This window comes from Streptomyces sp. NPDC048255, from assembly GCF_040652415.1.
In the GTDB taxonomy this organism is placed as follows: Bacteria; Actinomycetota; Actinomycetes; order Streptomycetales; family Streptomycetaceae; genus Streptomyces.
Window position 1 is genome coordinate 17522 of the sequence record NZ_JBEZMA010000031.1, and the last position, 25591, is coordinate 43112.

General features: G+C 68.7%; 34 protein-coding genes. 2 read left to right on the forward strand and 32 right to left on the reverse strand.

The features are described from left to right. Window positions 1–182: 182 nt before the first annotated feature. The 4 genes from AB0D94_RS23265 to AB0D94_RS23280 form a co-directional block, all read right to left on the reverse strand. A complete protein-coding gene (locus AB0D94_RS23265) occupies window positions 183–1625 on the reverse strand; it encodes an NAD(P)H-hydrate dehydratase (protein ID WP_362055093.1) in 1443 nt (480 codons plus the stop codon). 26 nt (window positions 1626–1651) lie between these two features. Continuing rightward, a complete protein-coding gene (locus AB0D94_RS23270) occupies window positions 1652–2023 on the reverse strand; it encodes a holo-ACP synthase (protein WP_362055181.1) in 372 nt (123 codons plus the stop codon). A gap of 17 nt (window positions 2024–2040) precedes the next feature. Next, entirely contained in the window at window positions 2041–3888 is a 1848-nt protein-coding gene (gene glmS / locus AB0D94_RS23275) for a glutamine--fructose-6-phosphate transaminase (isomerizing) (protein ID WP_362055095.1), read from the reverse strand. A gap of 107 nt (window positions 3889–3995) precedes the next feature. After that, window positions 3996–4760: a hypothetical protein gene (locus AB0D94_RS23280; protein ID WP_362055097.1), complete on the reverse strand. Its 765-nt coding sequence runs from the start codon at window positions 4758–4760 to the stop codon at window positions 3996–3998. Window positions 4761–5072: 312 nt separating this feature from the next. Here AB0D94_RS23280 and coaA point away from each other — a divergent pair, with 312 nt between their 5' ends. Together coaA and AB0D94_RS23290 are read left to right on the forward strand one after the other, a co-directional pair. Continuing rightward, on the forward strand, window positions 5073–6122 hold the full coding sequence (coaA, locus tag AB0D94_RS23285; RefSeq protein WP_362055099.1) for a type I pantothenate kinase: 1050 nt from the start codon (window positions 5073–5075) through the stop codon (window positions 6120–6122). A gap of 15 nt (window positions 6123–6137) precedes the next feature. Continuing rightward, window positions 6138–7100: a TIGR00341 family protein gene (locus AB0D94_RS23290; protein WP_362055101.1), complete on the forward strand. Its 963-nt coding sequence runs from the start codon at window positions 6138–6140 to the stop codon at window positions 7098–7100. A gap of 12 nt (window positions 7101–7112) precedes the next feature. Here AB0D94_RS23290 and glmM read toward each other — a convergent pair whose 3' ends face one another. The 28 genes from glmM to rplP all read right to left on the reverse strand — a co-directional run bounded on the left by glmM (window position 7113) and on the right by rplP (window position 25586). Then, window positions 7113–8471, reverse strand: a complete 1359-nt coding sequence (gene glmM, locus AB0D94_RS23295) for a phosphoglucosamine mutase (protein WP_362055103.1) — start codon at window positions 8469–8471, stop codon at window positions 7113–7115. 145 nt (window positions 8472–8616) lie between these two features. Continuing rightward, on the reverse strand, window positions 8617–9138 hold the full coding sequence (gene rpsI / locus AB0D94_RS23300) for a 30S ribosomal protein S9 (RefSeq protein WP_362055105.1): 522 nt from the start codon (window positions 9136–9138) through the stop codon (window positions 8617–8619). Between the two features lie 42 nt (window positions 9139–9180). Further along, window positions 9181–9624 carry a 50S ribosomal protein L13 gene (rplM, locus tag AB0D94_RS23305; protein WP_008739660.1) on the reverse strand — a complete coding sequence of 148 codons (444 nt, stop codon included), beginning with the start codon at window positions 9622–9624 and terminating at the stop codon, window positions 9181–9183. Window positions 9625–9859: 235 nt separating this feature from the next. After that, the gene (locus tag AB0D94_RS23310; protein WP_362055108.1) at window positions 9860–11119 is read right to left on the reverse strand and encodes a glycosyltransferase family 87 protein; all 1260 of its coding nucleotides are present in this window, start codon (window positions 11117–11119) and stop codon (window positions 9860–9862) included. A gap of 67 nt (window positions 11120–11186) precedes the next feature. Further along, on the reverse strand, window positions 11187–12815 hold the full coding sequence (locus AB0D94_RS23315; RefSeq protein ID WP_362055110.1) for an ATP-binding cassette domain-containing protein: 1629 nt from the start codon (window positions 12813–12815) through the stop codon (window positions 11187–11189). Between the two features lie 33 nt (window positions 12816–12848). Continuing rightward, window positions 12849–13700, reverse strand: coding sequence for a tRNA pseudouridine(38-40) synthase TruA (gene truA / locus AB0D94_RS23320; protein ID WP_362055112.1), 852 nt, complete (start codon window positions 13698–13700; stop codon window positions 12849–12851). 103 nt (window positions 13701–13803) lie between these two features. Next, window positions 13804–14268, reverse strand: coding sequence for a 50S ribosomal protein L17 (rplQ, locus tag AB0D94_RS23325; RefSeq protein WP_250751467.1), 465 nt, complete (start codon window positions 14266–14268; stop codon window positions 13804–13806). Window positions 14269–14431: 163 nt separating this feature from the next. Next, a complete protein-coding gene (locus AB0D94_RS23330) occupies window positions 14432–15454 on the reverse strand; it encodes a DNA-directed RNA polymerase subunit alpha (protein ID WP_007265920.1) in 1023 nt (340 codons plus the stop codon). Between the two features lie 139 nt (window positions 15455–15593). After that, entirely contained in the window at window positions 15594–15998 is a 405-nt protein-coding gene (gene rpsK, locus AB0D94_RS23335) for a 30S ribosomal protein S11 (RefSeq protein WP_003956432.1), read from the reverse strand. Window positions 15999–16052: 54 nt separating this feature from the next. Further along, window positions 16053–16433: a 30S ribosomal protein S13 gene (rpsM, locus tag AB0D94_RS23340; protein WP_030710357.1), complete on the reverse strand. Its 381-nt coding sequence runs from the start codon at window positions 16431–16433 to the stop codon at window positions 16053–16055. Between the two features lie 200 nt (window positions 16434–16633). After that, window positions 16634–16747: a 50S ribosomal protein L36 gene (gene rpmJ / locus AB0D94_RS23345; RefSeq protein ID WP_003956441.1), complete on the reverse strand. Its 114-nt coding sequence runs from the start codon at window positions 16745–16747 to the stop codon at window positions 16634–16636. Between the two features lie 74 nt (window positions 16748–16821). Continuing rightward, window positions 16822–17043 (reverse strand): translation initiation factor IF-1, encoded by a 222-nt coding sequence (infA, locus tag AB0D94_RS23350; RefSeq protein WP_003956442.1) that lies wholly within the window; start codon window positions 17041–17043, stop codon window positions 16822–16824. A 138-nt stretch (window positions 17044–17181) separates the two neighbouring features. Continuing rightward, the gene (gene map, locus AB0D94_RS23355; RefSeq protein ID WP_362055116.1) at window positions 17182–18018 is read right to left on the reverse strand and encodes a type I methionyl aminopeptidase; all 837 of its coding nucleotides are present in this window, start codon (window positions 18016–18018) and stop codon (window positions 17182–17184) included. A gap of 91 nt (window positions 18019–18109) precedes the next feature. Then, the gene (locus AB0D94_RS23360) at window positions 18110–18757 is read right to left on the reverse strand and encodes an adenylate kinase (protein WP_362055118.1); all 648 of its coding nucleotides are present in this window, start codon (window positions 18755–18757) and stop codon (window positions 18110–18112) included. Continuing rightward, the gene (gene secY / locus AB0D94_RS23365; RefSeq protein WP_362055120.1) at window positions 18757–20073 is read right to left on the reverse strand and encodes a preprotein translocase subunit SecY; all 1317 of its coding nucleotides are present in this window, start codon (window positions 20071–20073) and stop codon (window positions 18757–18759) included. Before secY ends, AB0D94_RS23360 begins: the two co-directional genes overlap by 1 nt. A gap of 187 nt (window positions 20074–20260) precedes the next feature. Then, the gene (gene rplO / locus AB0D94_RS23370) at window positions 20261–20716 is read right to left on the reverse strand and encodes a 50S ribosomal protein L15 (protein WP_030008473.1); all 456 of its coding nucleotides are present in this window, start codon (window positions 20714–20716) and stop codon (window positions 20261–20263) included. Window position 20717: 1 nt separating this feature from the next. Then, the gene (gene rpmD / locus AB0D94_RS23375; RefSeq protein WP_053682614.1) at window positions 20718–20900 is read right to left on the reverse strand and encodes a 50S ribosomal protein L30; all 183 of its coding nucleotides are present in this window, start codon (window positions 20898–20900) and stop codon (window positions 20718–20720) included. Beyond that, the gene (gene rpsE, locus AB0D94_RS23380; RefSeq protein WP_362055123.1) at window positions 20900–21505 is read right to left on the reverse strand and encodes a 30S ribosomal protein S5; all 606 of its coding nucleotides are present in this window, start codon (window positions 21503–21505) and stop codon (window positions 20900–20902) included. The genes rpmD and rpsE overlap by 1 nt, the downstream gene beginning before the upstream one ends. Window positions 21506–21550: 45 nt before the next feature. Then, a complete protein-coding gene (rplR, locus tag AB0D94_RS23385) occupies window positions 21551–21934 on the reverse strand; it encodes a 50S ribosomal protein L18 (RefSeq protein ID WP_030026334.1) in 384 nt (127 codons plus the stop codon). A gap of 2 nt (window positions 21935–21936) precedes the next feature. Further along, window positions 21937–22476, reverse strand: coding sequence for a 50S ribosomal protein L6 (gene rplF, locus AB0D94_RS23390; protein WP_362055125.1), 540 nt, complete (start codon window positions 22474–22476; stop codon window positions 21937–21939). 20 nt (window positions 22477–22496) lie between these two features. Continuing rightward, window positions 22497–22895, reverse strand: a complete 399-nt coding sequence (gene rpsH, locus AB0D94_RS23395; RefSeq protein ID WP_007265911.1) for a 30S ribosomal protein S8 — start codon at window positions 22893–22895, stop codon at window positions 22497–22499. Between the two features lie 223 nt (window positions 22896–23118). Then, the gene (locus tag AB0D94_RS23400) at window positions 23119–23304 is read right to left on the reverse strand and encodes a type Z 30S ribosomal protein S14 (RefSeq protein ID WP_003956452.1); all 186 of its coding nucleotides are present in this window, start codon (window positions 23302–23304) and stop codon (window positions 23119–23121) included. A 5-nt stretch (window positions 23305–23309) separates the two neighbouring features. Further along, on the reverse strand, window positions 23310–23861 hold the full coding sequence (gene rplE, locus AB0D94_RS23405; RefSeq protein WP_266934872.1) for a 50S ribosomal protein L5: 552 nt from the start codon (window positions 23859–23861) through the stop codon (window positions 23310–23312). Then, on the reverse strand, window positions 23861–24184 hold the full coding sequence (gene rplX, locus AB0D94_RS23410; RefSeq protein WP_031146581.1) for a 50S ribosomal protein L24: 324 nt from the start codon (window positions 24182–24184) through the stop codon (window positions 23861–23863). The genes rplE and rplX overlap by 1 nt, the downstream gene beginning before the upstream one ends. Before the next feature lie 2 nt (window positions 24185–24186). Continuing rightward, on the reverse strand, window positions 24187–24555 hold the full coding sequence (gene rplN, locus AB0D94_RS23415; RefSeq protein WP_008739701.1) for a 50S ribosomal protein L14: 369 nt from the start codon (window positions 24553–24555) through the stop codon (window positions 24187–24189). Between the two features lie 106 nt (window positions 24556–24661). Further along, window positions 24662–24943 (reverse strand): 30S ribosomal protein S17, encoded by a 282-nt coding sequence (gene rpsQ, locus AB0D94_RS23420; RefSeq protein WP_030008467.1) that lies wholly within the window; start codon window positions 24941–24943, stop codon window positions 24662–24664. Then, on the reverse strand, window positions 24943–25167 hold the full coding sequence (rpmC, locus tag AB0D94_RS23425) for a 50S ribosomal protein L29 (protein WP_008739703.1): 225 nt from the start codon (window positions 25165–25167) through the stop codon (window positions 24943–24945). The genes rpsQ and rpmC overlap by 1 nt, the downstream gene beginning before the upstream one ends. Then, the gene (gene rplP, locus AB0D94_RS23430; protein WP_112447745.1) at window positions 25167–25586 is read right to left on the reverse strand and encodes a 50S ribosomal protein L16; all 420 of its coding nucleotides are present in this window, start codon (window positions 25584–25586) and stop codon (window positions 25167–25169) included. The genes rpmC and rplP overlap by 1 nt, the downstream gene beginning before the upstream one ends. Window positions 25587–25591 lie beyond the last annotated feature (5 nt).

Genomic DNA, 25591 nt, shown 5'->3' on the forward strand with positions numbered 1-25591 from the left:
GGGGGCTCGGCGGGTACGGCCTCGGCTGCGCCGTGCCTACCGGGGTGCGGGGTGTGGGGCGAGGCCGCCGCTTCCCCTGCGGGGGGCTCGGCGGGCGCGGCCTCGGCTGGGCCGTGCTTACCGGGGTGCGGGGTGTGGGGCCCGGGGCGGAGCCCCAGGGGCACGGGCCCAGCCCGAGCCCGTCAGGGGGTACGGACGTCGCGCCAGGCCGCAGGAAGGGCTTCGGCGACCTCATGCGCCAGCACCGGCGCGCCAGCACCGGCGACGAGCCGACCCGCCAGCCCGTGCAGGTACGCCGCCACCGCCCCCGCATCCGCCCCGGACAGCCCCGCCGCCAGCAGGGACCCGGCCAGCCCGGACAGCACGTCCCCACTCCCGGCGGTGGCCAGCCAGGACGTCCCGGTCGGGTTCACCCTCACCGGCCGACCCCCGCCGGAGGCGGCCCGGCCGGAGGCGGCCCGGCCGGAGGCGACCAGCGTCGTCGAGCCCTTCAGCAGCACCGCCGCCCCGTACCGCTCGGCCAGCGCACGCGCCGCGGCCAGCCGGCCCGCCTCCACCGACTCCCGCGGCACCCCCAGCAGCGCCGCCGCCTCCCCCGCGTGCGGGGTCAGCAGGGTCGGGGCCGTACGGGCCCGCAGCAGCCCGGCGTCCAGCCCGCGCAGCCCGTCCGCGTCGACCAGCACCGGCACGTCCTGGGCCAGCAGCTCCGCGACCTCCCCGGCGCGCCCCTCCCCCAGCCCCGGTCCGGCCACCCAGGCCTGTACCCGGCCCCGCCCGATCAGCGTCTCGGGGTACCGGGCGAGCACGGCCTCGGCCGCCGGGCCCGCGTACCGCACCGCGCCCGCGCCGCCCCGCAGGGCCCCGGCCACGGCCAGTACCGCCGCGCCCGGGTACTGCGCGGAACCGGCGAGGATGCCGACCACGCCCCGCCGGTACTTGTCGCTCGACGCGGTCGGCGCCGGCAGCAGCCGCGCCACGTCGGCGTGCTGGAGGGCCTCCGCCTCCGGCGCCGGAAGCTCCAGCCCGATGTCCACCAGGTGCACCGCGCCCGCCGCCGAGGCGCCGGGGTCGATGAGGAGCCCGGGCTTGTAAGCCCCGAAGGTCACCGTCACGTCGGCGGTCACGGCGGGCCCCGCCACTTCCCCGGTGTCGGCGTCGATGCCGCTCGGCAGGTCCACGGCGACGACGGGCACCCCCCGCGGGATCTGCCCCGCCAGGGCCGCGGCGGCCGGCCGCAGTCCGCCCCGGCCGCCGATCCCGAGCAGCCCGTCCACCACCAGGTCCGGCCGGTCCGGGACCGCCTGCGCCAGCCGCCCGCCGGCGGCCCTGAGCGCGGCCAGCCCGCCCGCGTGCAAGCGCTCCGGATCCATCGGCACCGCCGTGACCCCGGCTCCGCGCCGGGCGAGGCGCGCTCCGGCGTACAGCGCGTCCCCGCCGTTGTCCCCGGGCCCGACCAGCAGGGCGACCCGCGCCCCGTACACCCGGCCCCGGCGCCGGGTCAGCAGCCCGGCGCAGACGGCGGCCAGCCCGGCCGCCGCCCGCTGCATCAGGGCGCCTTCGGGCAGCCGGGCCATCAGCTCCCGCTCGGCGGCCCGTACGGTCTCCACGCTGTAAGCAGTACGCATGGGAACAGCCTGCCCCACGGCGGGAGTCATCCCTCGGCGATCACCACGGCGGAGGCGACACCGGCGTCGTGGCTGAGCGAGATGTGCCAGGACTTCACGCCCAGGGCCAGCGCCCGGGCCTCGATCGTGCCGGACACCCGCAGCCGCGGCTGTCCGGAGGGTTCGACGTAGACCTCGGCGTCGGTCCACAGCAACCCGGCGGGCGCGCCGAGCGCCTTGGCGAGCGCCTCCTTGGCGGCGAACCGCGCGGCGAGCGAGGCGGTTCCGCGCCGCTCGCCGCTCGGAAGCATCAACTCCGCCTCGACGAAGAGCCGTTGTGCCAGGTTCGGCGTGCGCTCCAGCGCCGCGCCGAACCGCTCGATCTCCGCGACGTCGATCCCCACGCCGATGATCACAATGAACCAGCCCTACTCACTCACTCCACCGTCACGGACTTGGCGAGGTTACGCGGCTGGTCCACCTCGTTGCCCCGCGCCGTCGCCAGCTCGCACGCGAACACCTGCAACGGCACCGTCGCCACCAGCGGCTGGAGCAGCGTCGGCGTCGCCGGGATGCGGATCAGGTGGTCGGCGTACGGGACGACCGCCTCGTCGCCCTCCTCCGCGATCACGATGGTGCGCGCCCCGCGCGCCCGGATCTCCTGGATGTTCGACACGATCTTGTCGTGGAGCACCGACCGGCCGCGCGGCGACGGTACGACCACCACGACCGGCAGGTCCTCCTCGATCAGCGCGATCGGGCCGTGCTTGAGCTCGCCCGCCGCGAAGCCCTCGGCGTGCATGTACGCCAGTTCCTTGAGCTTGAGCGCGCCCTCCAGGGCCACCGGGTAGCCGACGTGCCGGCCCAGGAACAGCACGGTGTCCTTGTCGGCCAGGGACCGCGCGAGCGCCCGTACCGGCTCCATGGTCTCCAGGACGGTGTCCACGGCCGCCGCGATGTCCGACAGCTCCCGGATCACCGCCTCGATCTCGTCGCCCCACTTGGTGCCCCGGACCTGTCCGAGGTAGAGGGCGACCAGGTAGCAGGCCACCAGCTGCGTCAGGAACGCCTTGGTCGAGGCGACGGCCACCTCGGGTCCGGCGTGCGTGTAGAGCACGGCGTCGGATTCCCGGGGGATCGTGGAACCGTTCGTATTGCAGATGGCCAGCACCTTGGCCCCCTGCTCGCGCGCGTGCCGGAGCGCCATCAGGGTGTCCATGGTCTCGCCGGACTGGGAGATCGCGACCACCAGCGTCCGCTGGTCCAGGATCGGGTCGCGGTAGCGGAACTCGCTCGCCAGCTCCGTCTCGCACGGGATGCGGGTCCAGTGCTCGATGGCCAGCTTCGCGATCATGCCCGCGTGGTAGGCCGTACCGCAGGCCACGATGACGACCTTGTCGACCTCCCTGAGCACCGAGTCGGGGATGCGCACCTCGTCCAGGGTCAGCGAGCCGTTCGCGTCGATCCTGCCCAGGAGGGTGTCGGCGACAGCCTTCGGCTGCTCCGCGATCTCCTTGAGCATGAAGTAGTCGTACCCCCCCTTCTCGGCCGCCGAGGCGTCCCAGTCCACGTGGTACGCCCGCACGGTCGCGGCCGAACCGTCGAAGTTGGTCACCGAGACCCCTTCGCGGCGGAGCTCGACGACCTGGTCCTGCCCCAGCTCGATCGCGGACCGGGTGTGGGCGATGAAGGCGGCCACGTCCGAGGCGAGGAAGTTCTCACCCTCTCCGACGCCCACCACCAGGGGCGAGTTCCGGCGGGCGCCGACCACCACGTCCGGCTCGTCGGCGTGCACCGCGACCAGCGTGAAGGCGCCCTGCAGCAGCCGGCACACCTGCCGCATGGCCTCCGCGAGGTCACCGGCGACGGTGAAGTGCTCGGCCAGCAGATGGGCCACGACCTCGGTGTCGGTCTCGGACTCCAGCCGGTGGCCGCGCTCGGCGAGTTCGGCGCGCAGCGCGGCGAAGTTCTCGATGATGCCGTTGTGGACGACGGCCACCCGGCCGGAGTTGTCCAGGTGGGGGTGGGCGTTGACGTCGGTGGGCCCGCCGTGGGTCGCCCACCGGGTGTGCCCGAGGCCCGTGGAGCCGGCCGGCAGCGGCCGTCCGACGAGTTCCTTCTCCAGGTTGACCAGCTTGCCGGCCTTCTTCACGGCGACGAGGTCCCCGTCGGCGAGGACGGCGACGCCCGCCGAGTCGTAGCCGCGGTACTCCAACCGCTTGAGTCCGGCGATGACCACATCGAGCGCCGACTGCGCTCCCACGTAACCCACAATTCCGCACATAGGCGGCAGGGTACGCCGTAGTCGGCCGTCCTCCGGGTACCTGAACAAGACGAAACCCCGCCCCGGCGAATGCGCCGGAGCGGGGTTGACAGTCAGTCCGACCGGACTCAGCCGAGCTTCTTCACCTGCGCGTCCACGATGGCCTGCGGCTTGTCCGCGGCGCCCGAGAAGCTCGACGCGGTGTGCGTCGCGACGGTGTTGCCCTTGCGCACGACGACGGTCTCGGTCGTCACCTGGACGCCCTCGACATCAGCCGTCAGCGCGACGGTGAGGGCCTCGTCGCCACCCGTAGCGGTACCGGACGTCACCTTGCCGATCTTGGTGCTCTCACCCTCCATGGTGATGGTGAAGCCGGCCGCGCAGGCCGTGGCAGCGGTCTTGACGGCCGCGAAGGCCTCCTCGGCACCCTTGCCCTCGTACGAGGCCAGGGTGACGGCGGTGCGGGTGCCGGCCAGCATCTTCAGACCGGCCGCGGCCTTCTCGTCGGGGGTGGCGTTCTCGTCCGTCTTGGGGACGGCGATGGCCTTGGTGCGCGCGACACCGGCCGCGGTGCCGACCGGGGCGGAGCCCTGCGTCTTGACCACGGGCAGGCACTCGGCCTTGTCGCTGGAGGCGGCGGCGCCGGCCTTCACCTCGGCCTCCGGGACCGCGGAGAACTCGTAGGAGGCCAGGTCGGCCTTGGTGACGATCAGACCGCCGAGCTCGGCGTCCGTCTTCGCCTTGGCGGCGGGCGCCGCCGAGGTCGCGGGGGCGGACGGCTTGGCGTCCGCCTTCTTGTCCTCGGCCTTGTCGGCGCCGCAGGCGGTGGCCAGCAGGGTCAGGGACACCGCGGAGGCGGTCAGGACGGAACGGCGGACAAGAGCGGAACGCACGAAGGATCTCCCCCAGGAAGTGCACAGGAAGCGCACAGAAAACGGTCAGGGCAGCCCGAAAGAAGTGCTCCAGAGCTGCGGTGATCCACAATGTACGGGTCGGATCGATCGCCTGATCGACATTTTTCGCGGTCGGCGACGATCGTGACCGGGGCGAGATCCGCGCTGCCCCCAATCGAGACCGGCGCCCCTACAACCCCGGCGCCCCACGCCCCCCGGCGGCCCGCCGGCCCCTCGTCCCCGCGCGCCACCCCCTGCACACGTGACCGACCACACCACCCACAACCGCCGCCGAGCCCCGACAATGGCGGTGTGATCACTTCGCCGCCACGAAGCAGCACGCCGGACAGCGCAACGGAGCGCCCCGGTCCGGACGGGCCCTCCGGGCGCCCGGCCCACCGCCGGGCCCCCGACGCCTCCCCGTACGTCGACCTCACCCGCGCCGAGTGGAGCGCCCTGCGCGAGCGCACGCCGCTGCCGCTCACCGCCGACGAGGTGGAGCGGCTGCGCGGCCTCGGGGACGTCATCGACCTCGACGAGGTCCGCGACGTCTACCTCCCGCTCTCCCGCCTGCTCAACCTGTACGTCGGTGCCACCAGCAACCTCCGCGGCACCCTGAACACCTTCCTCGGCGACGCGGGCAACGGCCACGGCGCGCAGCAGGGCACCCCCTTCGTCATAGGGGTCGCCGGTTCCGTGGCCGTCGGCAAGTCCACCGTGGCCCGGCTGCTCCAGGCGCTGCTCGCCCGCTGGCCCGAGCACCCGCGCGTGGAGCTGGTCACCACCGACGGTTTCCTCTACCCGATGAAGGAGCTCCAGCGGCGCGGGCTCACCTCGCGCAAGGGTTTCCCGGAGTCCTACGACCGCCGCGCGCTCACCCGCTTCGTCGCCGACATCAAGGCGGGCAAGGACGAGGTGCGGGCCCCGGTCTACTCGCACCTGATCTACGACATCGTCCCGGGCGAGGAGCTCGTCGTACGCCGCCCGGACATCCTCATCGTGGAGGGCCTCAACGTCCTCCAGCCGGCCCTCCCCGGCAAGGACGGCCGCACCCGGGTGGGTCTGGCCGACTACTTCGACTTCAGCGTGTACGTGGACGCGCGCCCCGAGGACATCGAGCGCTGGTACCTCAACCGGTTCCGGAAGCTGCGCGAGACGGCGTTCCAGAATCCTTTCTCCTACTTCCGCAAGTACACGCAGGTCTCCGAGGAGGAGGCCCTGGAGTACGCGCAGACCATGTGGCGGACCATCAACAAGCCCAACCTGCTGGAGAACGTGGCGCCCACCCGCGGCCGGGCCACCCTCGTCGTCCGCAAGGGCCCGGACCACAAGGTGCAGAAGCTGAGCCTCCGCAAGCTCTAGGGCTAGGGTGCGGGCATGCTGCACCTGCGGATGATCACCCCGCCCGACCGGACGGAGGCGGTGGTGGCGATCGTCGAGAAGACGGTCGGCACCACCCATCTGGTCGTACTGAAGGACGCCGCCCGCGTGCCTCCCGGCGACCTCGTCCTGTGCGACGTGGCCCGGGAGGCTGGTGACGAGCTGCTCCAGGAGCTCCAGGAGCTGGGCATCGACAAGGACGGCTCGATCGCCGTCGAGAACATCGACCTGTCCCTGTCCAGGCGGGCCGAGGAAGCCGAGGAGGAGGCTCCGGGCGAGGCGGCCGACGCCGTGCTGTGGGAGCAGCTGACCGAGGCCACCCACGAGGAGTCCACGCTCACCATCACCTACAGCGCGTTCATGATCCTCGCGACCATGATCGCGGCCTGTGGCGTGGTGCTCGACAACGCGATCCTGATCGTGGGCGCGATGGCGGTCGGCCCGGAGTTCGGACCGCTCGCGGGGGTGTGCGTAGGGGTCGTGCAGCGGGAGCGCAGGCTCGCCCTGCGGTCCCTGGGCGCGCTGCTGATCGGCTTCGCCGCGGCGATGGTCGCCACGACCGTCTTCAGCCTCGGCATGGACGCGATCGGCCAGTTCACACCGGACATGCTCGACCGGCCCCGTCCGAACACCGGCTTCATCTGGCAGCCGGACCCGTTCTCCTTCGTGGTCTCGCTGCTGGCGGGCATGGCCGGGGTGCTCTCGCTGACCTCCGCGAAGTCCGGGGCGCTGGTCGGCGTGGCGATCTCGGTGACCACCGTCCCGGCCGCCGCGAACGCCGCGGTGGCCCTCAGCTACGGGGAGTTCGCCCAGATGTGGGGTTCGGCGGAGCAGCTGCTGCTGAACCTCGGCGGGATCATGCTGGCGGGCATCGTGACCCTGTACGGGCAGAAAGCACTGTGGCGGACCCAGCAGGATCGCTGGGTCCGCCGGGCCAAGGGCGAAGCCCCCGGCCACTGATCAGTGCCGGTCTCAGCCGAGAGCCGACTTCACCACGTCCGCGAGCCGCCCGGCGACCGCGCGGGCCTGCTCGATGTCGGCGGCCTCGACCATCACCCGTACGAGGGGCTCGGTACCGGACGGACGGAGCAGCACCCGTCCGGTGGTGCCCAGCTCGCGCTCGGCGTCGGCGACGGCCGCCGCCAGCTCGGCGGAGGTCGTGACCCGGGACTTGTCCACGTCGGGGACGTTGATCAGCACCTGCGGCAGCCGCCGCATGACGCCGGCGAGCTCCGCGAGGGAGGTGCCGGTGGCCGCGACCCTCGCCGCGAGCAGCAGGCCGGTCAGCGTGCCGTCACCGGTCGTCGCGTGGTCGAGGATGATCACGTGGCCGGACTGCTCGCCGCCCAGCGCGTAGCCGTGCTCCTTCATCGACTCCAGCACGTAGCGGTCGCCGACCCCGGTCTGCACGACCTGGATGCCCTCGCCCTCCATGGCCAGCTTGAAGCCCAGGTTGGACATCACGGTGCCGACCACGGTGTTCTCGCGCAGCTGCCCGGCCTCGCGCATGGCGAGCGCCAGGACGGCGAGGATCTGGTCGCCGTCGACCTCGGCGCCGGTGCCGTCCACGGCCAGGCAGCGGTCGGCGTCCCCGTCGTGCGCGATGCCGAAGTCGGCGCCGTGCTCGATCACGGCCGCCTTGAGGAGACCGAGGTGGGTGGAGCCGCAGCCGTCGTTGATGTTGAGGCCGTCCGGCTCGGCGCCGATCGTGATGATCTCCGCGCCGGCCCGGGTGAAGGCCTCCGGCGAGACGTACGCGGCCGCGCCGTGCGCCTCGTCCAGGACGATCTTCAGGCCGTCGAGGCGGTTGGGCAGGACACCGATGAGGTGGGAGACGTACTTCTCGAAGCCCTCGGTGTAGTCGGAGACCCGGCCGACGCCCGATCCGGTGGGCCGGTCCCAGGGAGCGCCGGTGCGGTGCTCCTCGTAGACCGACTCGATCCGGTCCTCCAGCTCGTCGGCGAGCTTGTGGCCGCCGCGCGCGAAGAACTTGATGCCGTTGTCGGGCATGGCGTTGTGGCTGGCGGAGAGCATCACGCCGAGGTCGGCGCCCAGCGCACCGGTGAGATACGCCACCGCCGGGGTGGGCAGCACACCGACGCGCAGGACGTCCACGCCCGCGCTGGCGAGGCCCGCGACGACCGCGGCCTCGAGGAACTCGCCGGAGGCCCGGGGATCACGGCCCACCACGGCGGTTGCCCGGTGTCCCGCGAAGGTGCCCGCCTCGGCCAGTACATGGGCTGCCGCGACGGAGAGACCGAGCGCGAGCTCAGCCGTCAGATCCGCGTTGGCGACGCCGCGTACACCGTCCGTCCCGAAGAGTCGTCCCACTGTTGTCCTCCCGAGTTTCCGCTTGGCTTGTAACAGCTTGTAACCGCTTGTGACAGGTGTTTGCCGCTTGTGGCGGTAAACGAACCGCCCCGGCAGCACAGAGAGTGCTGCCGGGGCGGTTTCGTTGCAGAACAGCAGGCGCAGATTAACGCTTGCTGTACTGCGGAGCCTTACGGGCCTTCTTGAGACCGGCCTTCTTGCGCTCGACCGCACGGTCGTCGCGGGAAAGGAAGCCGGCCTTCTTCAGCGCCGGGCGGTTGTTCTCGACGTCCGCCTCGTTCAGCGCACGGGCCACGCCGAGGCGCAGGGCGCCGGCCTGGCCGGAGACGCCGCCACCCGCGATGCGGGCGATGATGTCGTAGCGGTTGTCCAGCTCAAGGAGCTTGAACGGCTCGTTGACTTCCTGCTGGTGCACCTTGTTGGGGAAGTAGTCCTCAAGGGTGCGACCGTTGATCTTCCACTTGCCGGTGCCCGGAACGATCCGGACGCGGGCGATGGCGTTCTTGCGACGGCCCAGGCCGGCGGCCGGCTGGGGGTCGCCGAAGCGGCCGGCAAGGGACTCGGAGGTGTAGTCGCCCTCGACTACGGCCTCGGACTCGCTGGTGTACTCCTCGACGTTGCCCTCGAACTCGTCGACGGGGGTCGTCTCGGCGGTGGTCTCGGCCACGATGCTCCTCAGAATTTTCTACGTCTTAGGGGGTGGCCGGAACTACTGCGCGACCTGGGTGATCTCGAACGGCACCGGCTGCTGGGCAGCGTGGGGGTGCTGGTCGCCCGAGTAGACCTTCAGCTTCGAGAGCATCTGACGGCCCAGGGTGTTCTTGGGGAGCATGCCCTTGATGGCCTTCTCGACGGCCTTCTCCGGGTTGTTCGCCAGGAGGTCGTCGTAGCGCACGGAGCGGAGACCGCCCGGGTAGCCGGAGTGGCGGTAGGCCATCTTCTGCGACGCCTTGTTGCCGGACAGGTGAACCTTGTCGGCGTTGACGATGATGACGAAGTCGCCCATGTCCATGTGGGGGGCGTAAGTCGGCTTGTGCTTGCCGCGCAGGAGGGCAGCGGCCTGGGTCGCCAGACGGCCGAGGACAACGTCCTGGGCGTCGATGACGAGCCACTGGCGCGAGATGTCGCCGGGCTTGGGGCTGAACGTACGCACGCGTATGCCTTCGCTTCTTCAGTGGTGGGTCATCCCCAGGGCGTGAGCCCAAAGGGACGGGGTCCTGACAGGGTCACCACGGACGATCACGACAGCCCTCGATCGCAACGGGGACGCAACCCGTGCGAACTGCTGGTCATCGGTCCGGTGGACCGGCGCAAGGCCCTTTCACGTGAGAATGAGAAAGCCAATACGCATAACAAACCAGCAGGATACCCAAGCAGACCCGTACGGGTCAAAACGCGGTCCGCGATGCCGATTCTGCTGGCGTCGCGGCGCACTCCGGTTCGGTCCTGGGTGGGGACCCCGCAGTTGTTACGGGCTCAAGAGTAACCCGACCGGAGCGCAGCGCACGACGCGCCAGCAGAATCGCGAGCCCGCACAGCGTGAAGCAGTCCTTGAACGCCCGCCGCTTGGCCTCCAGCTCCGAAGGCCACGGGATGCCCGCCACCTGGGGCCCCAGGGCCGCCCAGAACCAGGGGGAACGCGGCATCGAGCCCGGCCGCACCGCGGAGACCAGCAGCATCGGAAGGACCACCAGCAGGTAGTGGTCGAAGGACGGCCGCGACACCAGGAATGCGGCGAGCATCACCATCGAGGCCGTCTCCACCAGCCTCATCTGCCCGCCGTCGAAGTCGTCGCGGTCGGCGCGCCGCCACCGCGTCCAGGCCGCCCACAGACCGGTCGCGGCCCCCGCGAAGGCCACCGCCACCGCCACCCCCGCCGGCACCCCCAGCCGCGGCAGCACCGCGATCGGCGACGCGTCCCACGGCAGCGCGTACGCGTCCTGCCCCTGGAGCAGGAAGGGCAGCGTCTTGGTGAAGAACAGCGACGGGCTCGGCATCATCAGCGCGCCCGCCAGCGACACGCCCAGCGGCACCAGCACGGCCACCGCCAGCCCCCGCCACTGCCGGGCGAACAGGAAGAGCAGCCCGATCGGCACCAGCATCGGCTTGCAGGCGATCGCCAGCCCGATCACCAGCCCGGCCGCCCCCCACGACCTGCGGTGGGCCAGCAGCAGCGCCACCGGCAGGGCCGCCGCCGAGATCGCCGTCCAGTTGCCGATCAGCACGAGGTTCACGTACGGCTTGTAGGCGATCGCGAACAGCGCGAAACCGCCGACCGCGAAGCGCGAGCGCAGCGGCACCGAGAACAGCCTCAGCGCCGCCCACCAGCCCGTCGCCAGCAGCCCGGTCATCCCGAGCGGCAGCACCCAGCGCAGCACCGTCTGCGGCAGCAGCGCCTCCGGCACCGCCATGATCACGGCGCTGGGGAGGTAGAGGAACCGCTTGTCCTCGTACGGGGACCCGCCCGCCAGCAGGGTCTCGGCCGCCTTCACCACGAAGGCGTTGTCCGAGCCCCAGTTCGCCCGCAGGCTCGTGGAGACGGCGATGCCGAGGAGGACCGCGAGGGACAGCACCCGCCATGACCGTGAGGCGGGCCGCAGCAGCCAGTCGGTCAGTCGGTTGCCCGTGTCCGGGCTGTCCCACTTCATGAGCCAGATGCTAGGCCGCAGGCCCACAACGCCTCTCCCTCGCCTCTGCCGAGGGGGTTGTCTCCCCCTAGCGCTTCCGGTCGACCCTACGTTCGTCCCACACGGGCTCCTGAGTCTCCCGCACAACACCGTCCGAACCGAAGACCAGGTAACGGTCAAATGTGCGCGCGAACCAGCGGTCGTGCGTGACGCACAGCACCGTGCCGTCGTAGGACTCCAGGCCGTCCTGGAGCGCCTCCGCCGACTCCAGGTCCAGGTTGTCCGTCGGCTCGTCCAGCAGCAGCGCCGTCGTGCCCGCCAGCTCCAGCAGCAGGATCTGGAAACGTGCCTGCTGGCCGCCCGAGAGCTTCTCGAAGGGCTGCTCGCCCTGGCGCTCCAGCTCGTAGCGGCGCAGGGCCCCCATCGCCTGGCCCAGAGGCTTGGCCGCCTCCGTCCACAGGATGTCGACGAGGGTGCGGCCGAACAGCTCCGGGTGCGCGTGCGTCTGTGCGAAGTGGCCGGGAACCACCCGTGCGCCCAGCTTCCAGGCGCCCGTGTGCTTGACGTCCTCGCCCGCCAGCAGCCGCAGGAAGTGCGACTTGCCCGAGCCGTTCGAGCCGAGCACCGCGACCCGCTCCCCGTAGAAGACCTCCAGGGAGAACGGCTTCATCAGCCCGGTGAGCTCCAGGTTCTCCACCGTCAGCGCCCGCACGCCGGTCCGGCCGCCCTTGAGCCGCATCTTGATGTCCTGCTCGCGCGGCGGCTCCGGCGGCGGGCCGGCCTCCTCGAACTTCTGGAAGCGGGTCTGCATCGCCCGGTAGCGCGAGGCCATGTCGGGGCTGGAGGCGGCCTGGTTGCGCAGCCGCAGCACCAGGGCCCTCAGACGGGCGTGCTCCTCGTCCCAGCGCCGCTTGAGCTCCTCGAAGCGCGCGAAGCGCTCCTTGCGGGCCTCGTGGTAGGTCGCGAAGCCCGAGCCGTGCACCCACACGTCGCTGCCCGTCGGGCTCGCCTCCAGGCTGATGATCTTCTCCGCGGCCTGGGTGAGCAGTTCCCGGTCGTGGCTGACGAAGAGCACCGTCTTGCGGGTGGCCTTCAGCTGCTCCTCCAGCCAGCGCTTGCCCGGGACGTCGAGGTAGTTGTCCGGCTCGTCGAGCAGCAGCACCTCGTCGGGCCCGCGCAGCAGCGCCTCCAGCACGAGCCGCTTCTGCTCACCGCCCGACAGCGTGCGCACCTCGCGGAACTGCGCGGAGTCGTACGGGATGGCCAGCGCGGCCATGGTGCAGACGTCCCACAGGGTCTCCGCCTCGTAGCCCTGCACGTCGGCCCAGTCGCTGAGCGCCTGCGCGTACGCCATCTGCGCGGCCTCGTCGTCGACGGTGAGGATCAGCTCCTCGGCCCGGTCCACGGCCTTGGCCGCCTCCCGGATCCGCGGCTGCGACACGGACACCAGCAGGTCCCGGACGGTCGTCTCGTCCCGTACGGATCCCACGAACTGCGACATCACGCCGAGCCCGCCGCTGATGGTGACTCCGCCGCCGTGCGGCTGGTGCTCCCCTGAGATCAGCTTGAGCAGGGTGGTCTTGCCGGCGCCGTTGGCCCCCACCAGAGCCGCCACCGACCCCTCCCCGACCCGGAAGGAGACGTCGGGGAGCAGGACCCGCCCGTCGGGAAGGTAGTACTCCAGGTGGCTGGCTTCGAGATGTCCCATGCCGCGCATTGTCCAGGCCGGGCCCCGATCCGCCCAAACCGATTAACAGCAGCCCGTGCCCGGCAGGGTCCGCAGGTTGCGCGCTTCCTTGCTGCGCGCGGCCAGCAGCTCGTCGGCCGGGTAGCCGACCTCCTCCAGCGTCAGCCCGTGCGGCTTGACCACGTGCACGGAGGAGTCCCGTACGGCCGCGGCCAGTACCTTGCCCGGCCAGTCGGTGGGCCGGTGGCCGTCCCCGACGTGCAGCAGCGCGCCCACCAGCGAGCGGACCATGTTGTGGCAGAAGGCGTCGGCCCGGACGGTCGCGGTGACGATCCCGTCCTCGGCGCGCTCCCAGCTGAGCTGCTGGAGCGTACGGATGGTCGTGGCGCCCTCGCGCTTCTTGCAGTACGCGGCGAAGTCGTGCTCGCCGAGCAGCGGGGCGGAGGCCTCGTTCATGGCGTCCACGTCGAGCGGCCACTGGTGCCACAGCACGTGCCCGCGGCGCAGCGGGTCGACCCCGCCCTGGTGGTCGCCCACGCGGTACGCGTAGCGCCGCCAGATGGCCGAGAAGCGCGCGTTGAAGCCCTGGGGGGCCTCCGCGACCTTCCAGACCCGTACGTCGTGCGGCAGCCGTCCGGCGAGGCGGCGCAGCAGCTTGTCGTGGTGCTCGGCCCACACCTCTTCGGCCAGGTCGAACTGCGCGACCTGCCCGCGGGCGTGCACACCGGCGTCGGTCCGCCCGGCGACGGTCAGCTCGACCGGCTCGGACAGCCGCATCACGGTCTGCAGGGCGGACTCCAGCTCGCCCTGCACGGTCCGCAGCACGCGCTGCTTCGCCCAGCCGGAGAAGTCCTTGCCGTCGTAGCTCAGGTCCAGCCGCACCCGGACGTGCCCGGGCTCCACCTCGTCACTCACGTGACCGATCCTCTCAGCTGCGTCTTTCGTACGAATGCGAAACGGGCCCGCCCCGGAAGGGGGCGGGCCCGTTCAGAGCCGTTCGGCGTGATCCCGGAGGGGATCAGGCCTCCTTGGTCTCCTCGGCGGCGGGAGCCTCGGCGGCCTCCGCCTCCTTGACCGCACGCTTGGTGGCGGCCTCGGCCTCACCGGTGGCCTGCTGGGCGACCGTCAGGGCCTCGACCAGCTCGATGACCGCCATCGGGGCGTTGTCGCCACGACGGTTGCCGATCTTGGTGATGCGCGTGTAACCACCGGGGCGGTTCTCGTAGCGCGGGGCGATCTCGGTGAACAGCGTGTGCACGATGCTCTTGTCCGTGATCGTCTGCAGCACCAGGCGACGGTTGTGGATGTCGCCCTTCTTGGCCTTGGTGACCAGACGCTCGGCGTAGGGACGCAGGCGGCGGGCCTTGGCCTCGGTGGTGGTGATGCGGCCGTGCTCGAAGAGCGACTTCGCGAGGTTCGCGAGGAGGTGCTTCTCGTGCGCAGCGCTGCCGCCCAGACGGGCACCCTTTGCGGGACGCGGCATGGTGATACTCCTTCACATCTGCACCGGCCGTGTCAGGTACCGGTGTCAGTTCCCCCGAGGCGGATGCCGCGGGAAAGTCTCATCAGGGCCCTGCCGGGCCCGGGTCGATCGAACCCGGCCGGCGGTCGAGGCCTAAGGCCTCAGCCGCCGGCGACGGGAAGGATCAGTACTGCTCGGTCTCGACGAAACCGGCGTCCGCGTCGTCGTCGGCGCCGAAGGCGTCGGCGGCGGCGGTCGGGTCGAATCCGGGCGGGCTGTCCTTGAGGGCCAGGCCCATGCCGGCCAGCTTCGCCTTGACCTCGTCGATCGACTTCGCACCGAAGTTGCGGATGTCGAGCAGGTCGGCCTCGGAGCGGGCCACGAGCTCACCCACGGAGTGGATGCCCTCGCGCTTGAGGCAGTTGTACGAGCGGACCGTGAGCTCGAGCTCCTCGATCGGCAGCGCCAGGTCGGCGGCCAGGGCGGCGTCCGTCGGGGACGGGCCCATGTCGATGCCCTCGGCGTCGATGTTGAGCTCGCGGGCCAGACCGAACAGCTCGACCAGGGTCTTGCCGGCGGACGCCATGGCGTCACGCGGGCGCATGGCCTGCTTGGTCTCGACGTCGACGATCAGCTTGTCGAAGTCGGTGCGCTGCTCGACTCGGGTCGCCTCGACCTTGTAGGTGACCTTGAGGACCGGGCTGTAGATGGAGTCGACCGGGATGCGGCCGATCTCCTGGCCCAGCTGCTTGTTCTGGACGGCGGAGACGTAGCCGCGACCGCGCTCGACGGTCAGCTCCATCTCCAGCTTGCCCTTGCCGTTGAGCGTGGCGAGGACGAGGTCCGGGTTGTGCACCTCGACACCGGCCGGGGGCGCGATGTCAGCAGCGGTGACCAGGCCGGGACCCTGCTTGCGCAGGTACATCACGACCGGCTCGTCGTGCTCCGAGGAGACGACCAGCTGCTTGATGTTGAGGATGATGTCGGTGACGTCTTCCTTGACGCCCGGCACGGTGGTGAACTCGTGCAGGACGCCGTCCACGCGGATGCTGGTGACAGCGGCACCCGGGATGGAGGACAGGAGCGTGCGGCGCAGGGAGTTGCCGAGGGTGTAACCGAAGCCCGGCTCCAGCGGCTCGATCACGAACCGCGAGCGGTACTCGTCGACGACCTCTTCGGTCAGCGAAGGACGCTGAGCGATAAGCATGTCTGTGTTCCTTCTTTCGTGGACGCCCACTATTTGACGTCCGACGGTCACTGCATACAGCAAGGGTACGGGCGGCACGTCCCCCCGAAGGGGTTCGTACCGCCCGGACACTCAAAGACGCACAAGTGCGTCCGCTGCGTCAGACGCGGCGGCGCTTCGGCGGGCGGCAGCCGTTGTGCGGGGTGGGGGTGACGTCCTGGATCGAGCCGACCTCGAGGCCAGTGGCCTGGAGGGAGCGGATCGCGGTCTCGCGGCCGGAGCCCGGACCCTTGACGAAGACGTCAACCTTGCGCATGCCGTGCTCCTGCGCGCGGCGGGCGGCCGACTCGGCGGCCATCTGCGCGGCGAAGGGGGTGGACTTGCGCGAGCCCTTGAAGCCGACGTGGCCGGCGGAGGCCCAGGAGATCACGTTGCCCGAGGGGTCGGTGATCGAAACGATGGTGTTGTTGAACGTGCTCTTGATGTGGGCGTGCCCGTGAGCGACGTTCTTCTTTTCCTTGCGGCGCACCTTCTTGGCAGCGCCCTGACGACCCTTGGGGGGCATCTAAATCTCCTACGGGAGGTGGTCGGTCCTACAGCGCAAGACCGCTGAACAGGACTACTTCTTGCCCGGCTTCTTCTTACCGGCGATCGCGCGACGCGGGCCCTTGCGGGTACGCGCGTTCGTGCTGGTGCGCTGACCGTGCACCGGCAGGCCACGACGGTGGCGGATGCCCTGGTAGCACTGGATCTCGACCTTGCGACGGATGTCGGCCTGGATCTCGCGGCGGAGGTCACCCTCGGTACGGAGGTTGGCGTCCACGTACTCGCGGATCTTGACGAGGTCCTCTTCGGCCAGGTCACGAACGCGGGTGTTCGGGTTCACGCCGGTGGAGGCGAGGATCTCCTTGGACCGGGTGCGCCCGATACCGAAGACGTAGGTGAGTGCGATCTCCACACGCTTTTCGCGCGGGATGTCAACACCGGAAACGCGTGCCATTCAATGGCTCCTGTGTGTTCGGGGGTCTTCCGCAGAACCGACCCCGACCGCCGACCACTCCGAAATGGGTGATGGTACGCCCGGGTCCCCGGCCCCCGCCGGAGGTACCGCCGGCCCCGTACAGGGCTGGGCGGGTTCTGCGTATGTACGTTTTCTTACGTCGCGCGAAGAACTGCGGAAGGCAGGTCGGTCGGCGTGCGTCAGCCCTGGCGCTGCTTGTGGCGCAGGTTGTCGCAGATGACCATGACCCGACCGTGACGGCGGATCACCTTGCACTTGTCGCAGATCTTCTTGACGCTCGGCTTGACCTTCATGTTGGTGAGGTTCTCCGGGTCAGTGCCACCACCCGCGCAGGGACAAGACGCCCAAGCGGGAGTGAGGACAAGATCTACTTGTATCGGTAGACGATCCGGCCACGCGTCAGGTCGTACGGAGACAGCTCCACGACAACCCGGTCATCAGGGAGGATGCGGATGTAGTGCATGCGCATCTTGCCGCTGATGTGCGCGAGGACCTTGTGACCGTTCTGGAGTTCCACCTTGAACATCGCGTTCGGGAGGGACTCGATCACGGTGCCCTCGATTTCGATGGCACCTTGCTTCTTGGCCACGCTTCGCCTTTCGAATCGGCTACCTTGATCGGCCCCGTGCGCCATGCAGGCATGGAAGTGCACGAGAGCCGACGAGTCAGTCTACGTCAGGGCACCCAGAAAGACGAATCCGGAAAGTTTGCCCCAGAGTCTAGATCATTAACCGAGCGGGTCCGGAGCCGTGGTGACTCCGTACTCCGCCAGCTTCGCCTTGCCGCAGTCCGGGCTGGTCAGGACGATGGGGCCGGCCTCCGTCAGCGCGATGGAGTGCTCCCAGTGCGAGGACCAGGTGCCGTCGGTCGTGATGACCGTCCAGTCGTCCGCCAGTACCTCCGTCTGGGCGGTGCCCAGGGAGACCATGGGCTCGATCGCCAGGCAGACGCCCGGGACCAGCTTGATCCCCTTGCCCCGCTTGCGCGAGACGTAGTTCAGCAGGTGGGGGTCCATGTGCATCTCGGACCCGATGCCGTGGCCGCCGTAGTCCTCGATGATCCCGTACTTGCCGGTGGCGGGCCGCGGCTGGCGGCGGATGTACTGCTCGATCGCCTTGGAGATGTCCACGAGGCGGCTGCCGAGCTTCATGGCGGCGATACCGGCCCACATGGACTCCTCGGTCACCCGGGAGAGCTCCAGGAGCTCAGGGGCGTGCCCAGAGCCCACGAAGGCGGTGTACGCGGCGTCGCCGTGCCAGCCGTCCACGATCGCGCCGGCGTCGATGGAGATGACGTCGCCGTCCTTGAGGACCGTCTTGTCGTCCGGGATGCCGTGGACGACGACCTCGTTCACCGAGGTGCAGATGGTCGCGGGGAAGCCGCCGTAGCCGAGGAAGTTCGACTTGGCCCCGGCGTCCGCGATCACCTTGCGGGCCACCATGTCCAGATCCCGCGTCGTGGCGCCCGGTACGGCCGCCTCACGGGTGGCCGCGTGGATCGCGGCGACGACCAGCCCTGCCTCGCGCATCTTCGCGATCTGCTCGGGGGTCTTGATCTGGACCATGAAAAACGCCTTCCAGCTTCGGTACGGGTCTTCTCAACAGTACGGCCGCGATGCCCTGGGGACACCGCGGCCGTACTCGCACTACGGGGTACTACTTCTTGAGGGCTTCCATCGCGCGCCTCGTGATCTCCGCGACCTCTCCGAGGGCGGGGATCGTCGACACGAGGCCCTGGGCCTTGTAGTAGTCGATGATCGGCTCGGTCTCCGCGTGGTAGACCGACAGCCGGTTACGGACCGTGTCCTCGGAGTCGTCGCCCCGCTGGTACAGCTCGCCGCCGCAGTGGTCGCAGACGCCCTCGGCCTTCGGCGGGGCGTACGTGACGTGGAAGACGTGCGCGGAGTCCTTGCGGCAGGTCCGGCGGCCCGCGATGCGCTTGACGACCTCGTCCTCCTCGACCTCCAGGTCGAGGACGGCGTCCAGGCTCAGGTCGGCCGCCTGGAGGATCTCGTCGAGCGCCTCGGCCTGCGAGAGGTTGCGGGGGAAGCCGTCGAGCAGGAAGCCGTTCGCGGCGTCGGGCTGCTCCATCCGGTCCTTGGCCATCCCGATGGTGACCGAGTCCGGCACGAGCTCACCGGCGTCCATGTACGACTTCGCGCTCTTGCCGAGCTCGGTGCCCTGGCTGATGTTGGCCCGGAACAGGTCGCCCGTGGAGATGTGCGGGATCGACAGGTTCTTGGCAAGGAACGCGGCCTGCGTTCCCTTGCCCGCACCGGGCGGTCCGACGAGGACGATACGCATCAGCGGAGGAACCCTTCGTAATTACGCTGCTGGAGCTGGCTCTCGATCTGCTTCACGGTTTCCAGACCCACACCCACGATGATCAGGATGCTCGTCCCGCCGAACGGGAAGTTCTGGTTCGCTCCGAAGCCTGCCAACGCCATCGTCGGCACAAGAGCGATGAGACCCAGGTACAGCGACCCCGGCCAGGTGATCCGGTTGAGTACGTAGCTCAGGTACTCGGCGGTGGGTCGACCGGCGCGGATACCCGGGATGAACCCACCATACTTCTTCATGTTGTCTGCAACTTCCTCGGGGTTGAAGGAAATCGCCACGTAGAAGAACGCGAAGAAGACGATCAGGAGGAAGTACACCGCGATGTAGTACGGGTGGTCGCCCTTGACGAAGTGCTTGTTGATCCAGGTGGCCCAGCCCGCGGTGGAACCGCTGAACTGTACGACCAGTGCCGGGATGTAGAGCAGCGACGAGGCGAAGATGACGGGGATGATGCCCGCCTGGTTCACCTTGAGCGGGATGTAGGTCGAGGTACCACCGTAGGCACGACGGCCGATCATGCGCTTCGCGTACTGGACCGGGATCCGGCGCTGCGCCTGCTCGACGAAGACCACCAGGCCGACCATCGCGAGGCCGACGAGCATCACGACGCCGAACTCGACCCAGCCGTCGGCGATCTTGCCCTGGACCTTGATGGCCCACAGGGCGCTGATGAAGCCGGCGGCGATCGAGATGAACATCAGGATCGACATGCCGTTGCCGATGCCGCGGTCGGTGATGAGCTCACCGAGCCACATGACGACACAGGTACCGGCGGTCATGGTGACGACCATGACGACGGTGGTGAAGATCGACCGGTTCGGGACGATCTGGCTGGCGACCTGGCAGCCCTGGAACAGGGCGCCAGTGCGGGCGGTGGCCACGAGGCCGGTGCCCTGCAGGATCGCGAGTGCGACCGTCAGATAGCGCGTGTACTGGGTGATCTTCGCCGTGCCGGACTGACCCTCTTTCTTGAGGGTCTCCAGCTTCGGGATGACCACGGTCAGCAGCTGCAGGATGATGCTCGCCGTGATGTACGGCATGATGCCGAGCGCGAAGATCGTGATCTGCAGCAGCGCACCGCCGCTGAACATGTTGACGAGACCGAAGAGGCTGTTGCTGCCGCTCCCCATCTGGTCAACACAGATCTGAACGTTCTTGTAGCTCACGCCGGGTACCGGGATGTGGGACCCGAGCCGGAACAGCACGATGATGCCGAGCGTGAAGAGCAGCTTCTTGCGCAGGTCGGGCGTCTTGAACGCCCGGGCGAACGCGGTGAGCACGGTGCCTCCTGCGACCCCCGCGCTACTGCGTCAGAGGTGACGGTCTGAGGGATCGACGTATACGACAAAGCAAAGGTGCACGCCACCTTACCGGCGAGTGTGCCTTCCGTGGAACGACCAACCGGGGATGCCCCATATGTGAGGCATCCCCGGTCGGGTTTCGAGCTATTTAGCCACTGAATTCGTCTTAGACGAGCTCGGTGACAGTGCCGCCGGCAGCGGCAATCTTCTCCTTGGCGGAGGCGGAGACGGCGTCAACCGAAACCTGCAGCGCCACGGAGATCTCGCCCTGGCCCAGGACCTTGACGAGGCTGTTCTTGCGAACCGCGCCCTTGGCGACCAGGTCGGCCACCGTGACCTCTCCACCCTCGGGGTAGAGAGCGCCGAGCTTGTCCAGGTTCACGACCTGGAACTCGGTGCGGAACGGGTTCTTGAAGCCCTTGAGCTTCGGCAGGCGCATGTGGAGGGGCATCTGCCCACCCTCGAAGCGCTGCGGGATCTGGTAACGGGCCTTCTGGCCCTTCGTACCACGACCGGCCGTCTTACCCTTCGACGCCTCACCACGACCGACACGGGTCTTCGCGGTCTTGGCACCGGGGGCGGGACGGAGGTTGTGGGCCTTCAGCGGGCTGTTCTCAGCCATGTTAGTCAACCTCCTCAACCGTCACGAGGTGGCGGACGGTCTGCACCATTCCGCGGAACTCGGGGCGGTCCTCCTTGACGACCACGTCGTTCAGGCGCTTGAGCCCGAGCGAACGCAGAGTGTCGCGGTGGTTCTGCTTGCTGCCGATGTACGACTTCGTCTGCGTGATCTTGAGGCGAGCCATTACGCAGCCCCCGCCCCGGCACGCGCACGAAGCAGAGCCGCGGGAGCGACGTCCTCGAGGGGCAGACCACGGCGAGCCGCGATCTCCTCGGGACGCTGCAGGCCCTTGAGCGCAGCAACGGTCGCGTGCACGATGTTGATCGCGTTGGACGAGCCGAGCGACTTCGACAGGATGTCGTGAACGCCGGCGCACTCCAGAACGGCGCGCACCGGGCCACCGGCGATAACACCGGTACCGGGGGCAGCCGGCTTCAGGAGCACGACGCCCGCGGCACGCTCGCCCGTGATCGGGTGAGGGATGGTGCCCTGGATGCGCGGAACCTTGAAGAAGTTCTTCTTGGCTTCCTCGACACCCTTGGCGATGGCCGCGGGAACTTCCTTGGCCTTGCCGTAACCGACACCTACCGTGCCGTCACCGTCGCCCACCACGACCAGCGCGGTGAAGCTGAAGCGGCGACCACCCTTGACAACCTTGGCGACGCGGTTGATCGCGACAACGCGCTCAACGTAAGCGGTCTTCTCGGCGGCAGGGCCACCGTCGCGACCCTTCCGGTCCCGCCGCTCGCCGCCACCGGCACCGCTTCCGCGGCGCTGGGGTCCAGCCATTGGATTACCTCTCTCTGTTACGTCCGTGAGTCCCGGAACCGGGGCTTAGAACTTCAGCCCGGCTTCGCGGGCGGCGTCAGCCAGAGCGGCAATGCGCCCGGCGTATCGGTTGCCACCGCGGTCGAACACGACGGTCTCGACACCCGCAGCCTTGGCACGCTCGGCGACGAGCGCGCCGACAGCCTGGGCCTGGGCGCTCTTGTCGCCTTCGCCACCGCGGATCGAAGCGTCCAGGGTCGACGCGGACGCCAGGGTGTGACCCTGGAGGTCGTCGATGACCTGAGCAACGATGTTGCGGTTGGAACGCGTCACGACGAGGCGCGGACGCTCCGCCGTACCCGAGACGTTCTTGCGGATGCGGATGTGGCGGCGAGCCTTGGCAGCGCGCTTGTACGCGTCGCCCTTGGCGATCTTCACACCGTATGCCATGGCTACTTACCAGCCTTTCCGACCTTGCGGCGGATGACTTCGCCGGCGTACTTGACACCCTTGGCCTTGTACGGGTCGGGCTTCCGCAGCTTGCGGATGTTGGCGGCGACCTCGCCGACCTTCTGCTTGTCGATGCCCTCGACCGTGAACTTGGTCGGCGACTCGACCTTGAAGGAGATGCCCTCGGGCGCCTCCACCAGGATCGGGTGGCTGTAGCCGAGCTGGAACTCCAGGTTGGAGCCCTTCGCGGCCACGCGGTAACCGACACCGCTGATCTCGAGAGCCTTGACGTATCCCGTGGTCACACCGGTGATCATGTTCGCCACCAGCGTGCGGGACAGGCCGTGCAGGGCCTTGTTCTGACGCTCGTCGTTGGGGCGGGTGACGTTCAGAACGCCGTCCTCACCCTTGACGATCTCGATCGGCGCCTTGACGGTCAGCGCGAGGGAACCCTTGGGGCCCTTCACAGCGACCGCCTGGCCGTCGATGGTGACGTCCACACCGGCGGGAACCTGGATGGGGAGCTTGCCGATTCGCGACATTGCTTTTCCTCCGTTCCCGACTACCAGACGTAGGCGAGGACTTCCCCACCTACGCCCTTCTTGCCTGCCTGCTGGCCGGTGAGGAGGCCGTGGGACGTGGAGATGATCGCCACGCCCAGGCCGCCGAGCACCTTCGGCAGGTTGGTGGACTTCGCGTACACGCGCAGACCGGGCTTCGAGATCCGCTTGATGCCCGCAATGGAGCGCTCGCGGTTCGGCCCGAACTTCAGCTCGAGGACGAGGTTCTTGCCGACCTCGGCGTCCTCGACCTTCCAGCCGGTGATGAAACCCTCCTGCTTGAGGATCTCTGCGATGTGCGACTTGATCTTGCTGTGCGGCATCACGACGGTGTCGTGGTACGCCGAGTTAGCGTTACGCAGACGCGTGAGCATGTCTGCGATCGGGTCAGTCATGGTCATGAAGTGGCCTTCGGCCTCTCTCGCCGGGGTTTCCTGTATGCGCCATCCCTCTCCCCACTCAGTGGCGGGACGGGTGCGGTGCGGGGACCTACGGCGTAGTAAGTCGTTATGGGCGGCAGACGCCCAACCACACAAGCCTAAGGCATGCGGGGCTGGGCACCCACCGTCCAGATGCTTACCGAGAGTGCCTGGTACCGCCCAAGTCCTTACGGACGAGGGGGAATTACCAGGAGCTCTTGGTCACGCCCGGCAGCTCGCCACGGTGAGCCATCTCACGAAGGCACACGCGGCACAGGCCGAACTTGCGGTACACGGAGTGGGGACGACCGCAGCGCTGGCAGCGGGTGTACGCACGCACACCGAACTTGGGCTTGCGGGCAGCCTTCGCGATGAGAGCCTTCTTCGCCATCTCGCTTACGCCTCCTTGAAGGGGAAGCCGAGGTGACGAAGGAGGGCACGGCCCTCGTCGTCGTTGGTCGCCGTGGTGACCACGGTGATGTCCATACCCCGGGTACGGTCGATCTTGTCCTGGTCGATCTCGTGGAACATGACCTGCTCCGTGAGACCGAAGGTGTAGTTGCCACGGCCGTCGAACTGCTTCGGCGACAGACCACGGAAGTCACGGATACGCGGCAGCGCGAGCGACAGCGTACGGTCCAGGAACTCCCACATGCGGTCACCACGGAGGGTGACGTGGCAGCCGATCGGCTGACCCTCACGCAGCTTGAACTGCGCGATGGACTTCCGGGCCTTCGTGACGGCCGGCTTCTGACCGGTGATCGTCGTCAGGTCCTTGATGGCGCCGTCGATCAGCTTGGAGTCGCGGGCGGCGTCGCCCACACCCATGTTGACCACGATCTTCACGAGACCGGGGATCTGCATGACGTTCTCGTAGGAGAACTCCTCACGCAGCTTGCCCGAGATGTCCTCGCGGTACTTCGTCTTGAGACGCGGAGTGGTAGCCATCAGATGTCCTCACCCGTCCGCTTGGCAACGCGGATCTTGTTGCCCTCGTCGTCGAAGCGGAAACCGACGCGGGTAACGACCTTCTGGCCGTCCTTCTCCACAACCAGCTGAACGTTGCTGACGTGGATCGGCGCCTCGGTGATCACGATGCCACCGGTCTGCGAGCCACCAGCGGTCTGGCCGGCCTTGGTGTGCTTCTTGACCCGGTTGACACCCTCGACGAGGACGCGGTTGTCAGCGGGGAAGGCGACGATGACCTTGCCCTGCTTGCCCTTGTCCTTACCGGTGATGACCTGAACCAGGTCGCCCTTCTTGATCTTCATGCTTACAGCACCTCCGGCGCGAGCGAGATGATCTTCATGAACTTCTTCTCGCGCAGCTCACGGCCCACCGGGCCGAAGATACGGGTGCCGCGAGGGTCGCCGTCGTTCTTCAGAATGACAGCGGCGTTCTCGTCGAAGCGGATGTACGAGCCGTCCTGGCGGCGACGCTCCTTGACGGTGCGAACGATGACCGCCTTGACGACGTCACCCTTCTTCACGTTGCCACCGGGGATCGCGTCCTTGACGGTGGCGACGATGACGTCACCGATGCCCGCGTAGCGGCGACCGGAACCACCGAGAACACGGATGCAAAGGATTTCCTTCGCACCAGTGTTGTCGGCGATACGCAGTCGCGACTCCTGCTGGATCACGTGTATCTCCTGTTTGTCTGCCGGTTCCCGGCGGGGGCCTCACTCCGAAGAGCTACCGCCCCCACCGAGCCTGGCGGAACGAACCTAAGGGAAACCCCTCAGGTGCTTACTTGGCCTTCTCGAGGATCTCGACGATGCGCCAGCGCTTGCTCGCCGACAGCGGACGCGTCTCCATGATGAGGACGCGGTCGCCGACGCCGGCAGCGTTCTGCTCGTCGTGCGCCTTGAGCTTGTTCGTACGGCGGATGACCTTGCCGTACAGGGCGTGCTTCACGCGGTCCTCGACGGCGACGACGACGGTCTTGTCCATCTTGTCGCTGACGACCAGACCCTCACGGGTCTTGCGGAAACCGCGCTCGGTCTTCTCAGTCACGTTGTTCTCGCTCATCAGGCGCTCTCCACCGTCTCGATACCGAGCTCACGCTCGTGCATCAGGGTGTAGATGCGAGCGATGTCCTTACGGACGGACTTGAGCCGGCCGTTGTTCTCCAGCTGACCCGTGGCCGCCTGGAAGCGCAGCTTGAACAGCTCTTCCTTGGCCTCGCGCAGCTTGCCAACGAGCTCCTCGTTGCCGAGCTCACGCAGCTCGGACGCCTTGGTTCCCGTCGCCATCACGACTCACCTGCCTCGCGCCGAACAATCCGGCACTTCATCGGAAGCTTGTGAGCAGCGCGGGTGAGCGCCTCACGAGCAATCTTCTCGTTCGGGTAGGACAGCTCGAACATGACCCGGCCCGGGTGCACGTTGGCGATCCACCACTCGGGAGAACCCTTACCGGAACCCATGCGGGTCTCGGCAGGCTTCTTCGTGAGCGGACGGTCCGGGTAGATGTTGATCCAGACCTTGCCGCCACGCTTGATGTGGCGGGTCATCGCGATACGAGCCGCCTCGATCTGGCGGTTCGTCACGTACGCCGGGGTCAGCGCCTGGATGCCGTACTCGCCGAACGAGACCTCAGTACCGCCCTTGGCCATACCGCTGCGCTTCGGGTGGTGCTGCTTGCGGTGCTTGACCCTACGAGGGATCAGCATGTCGG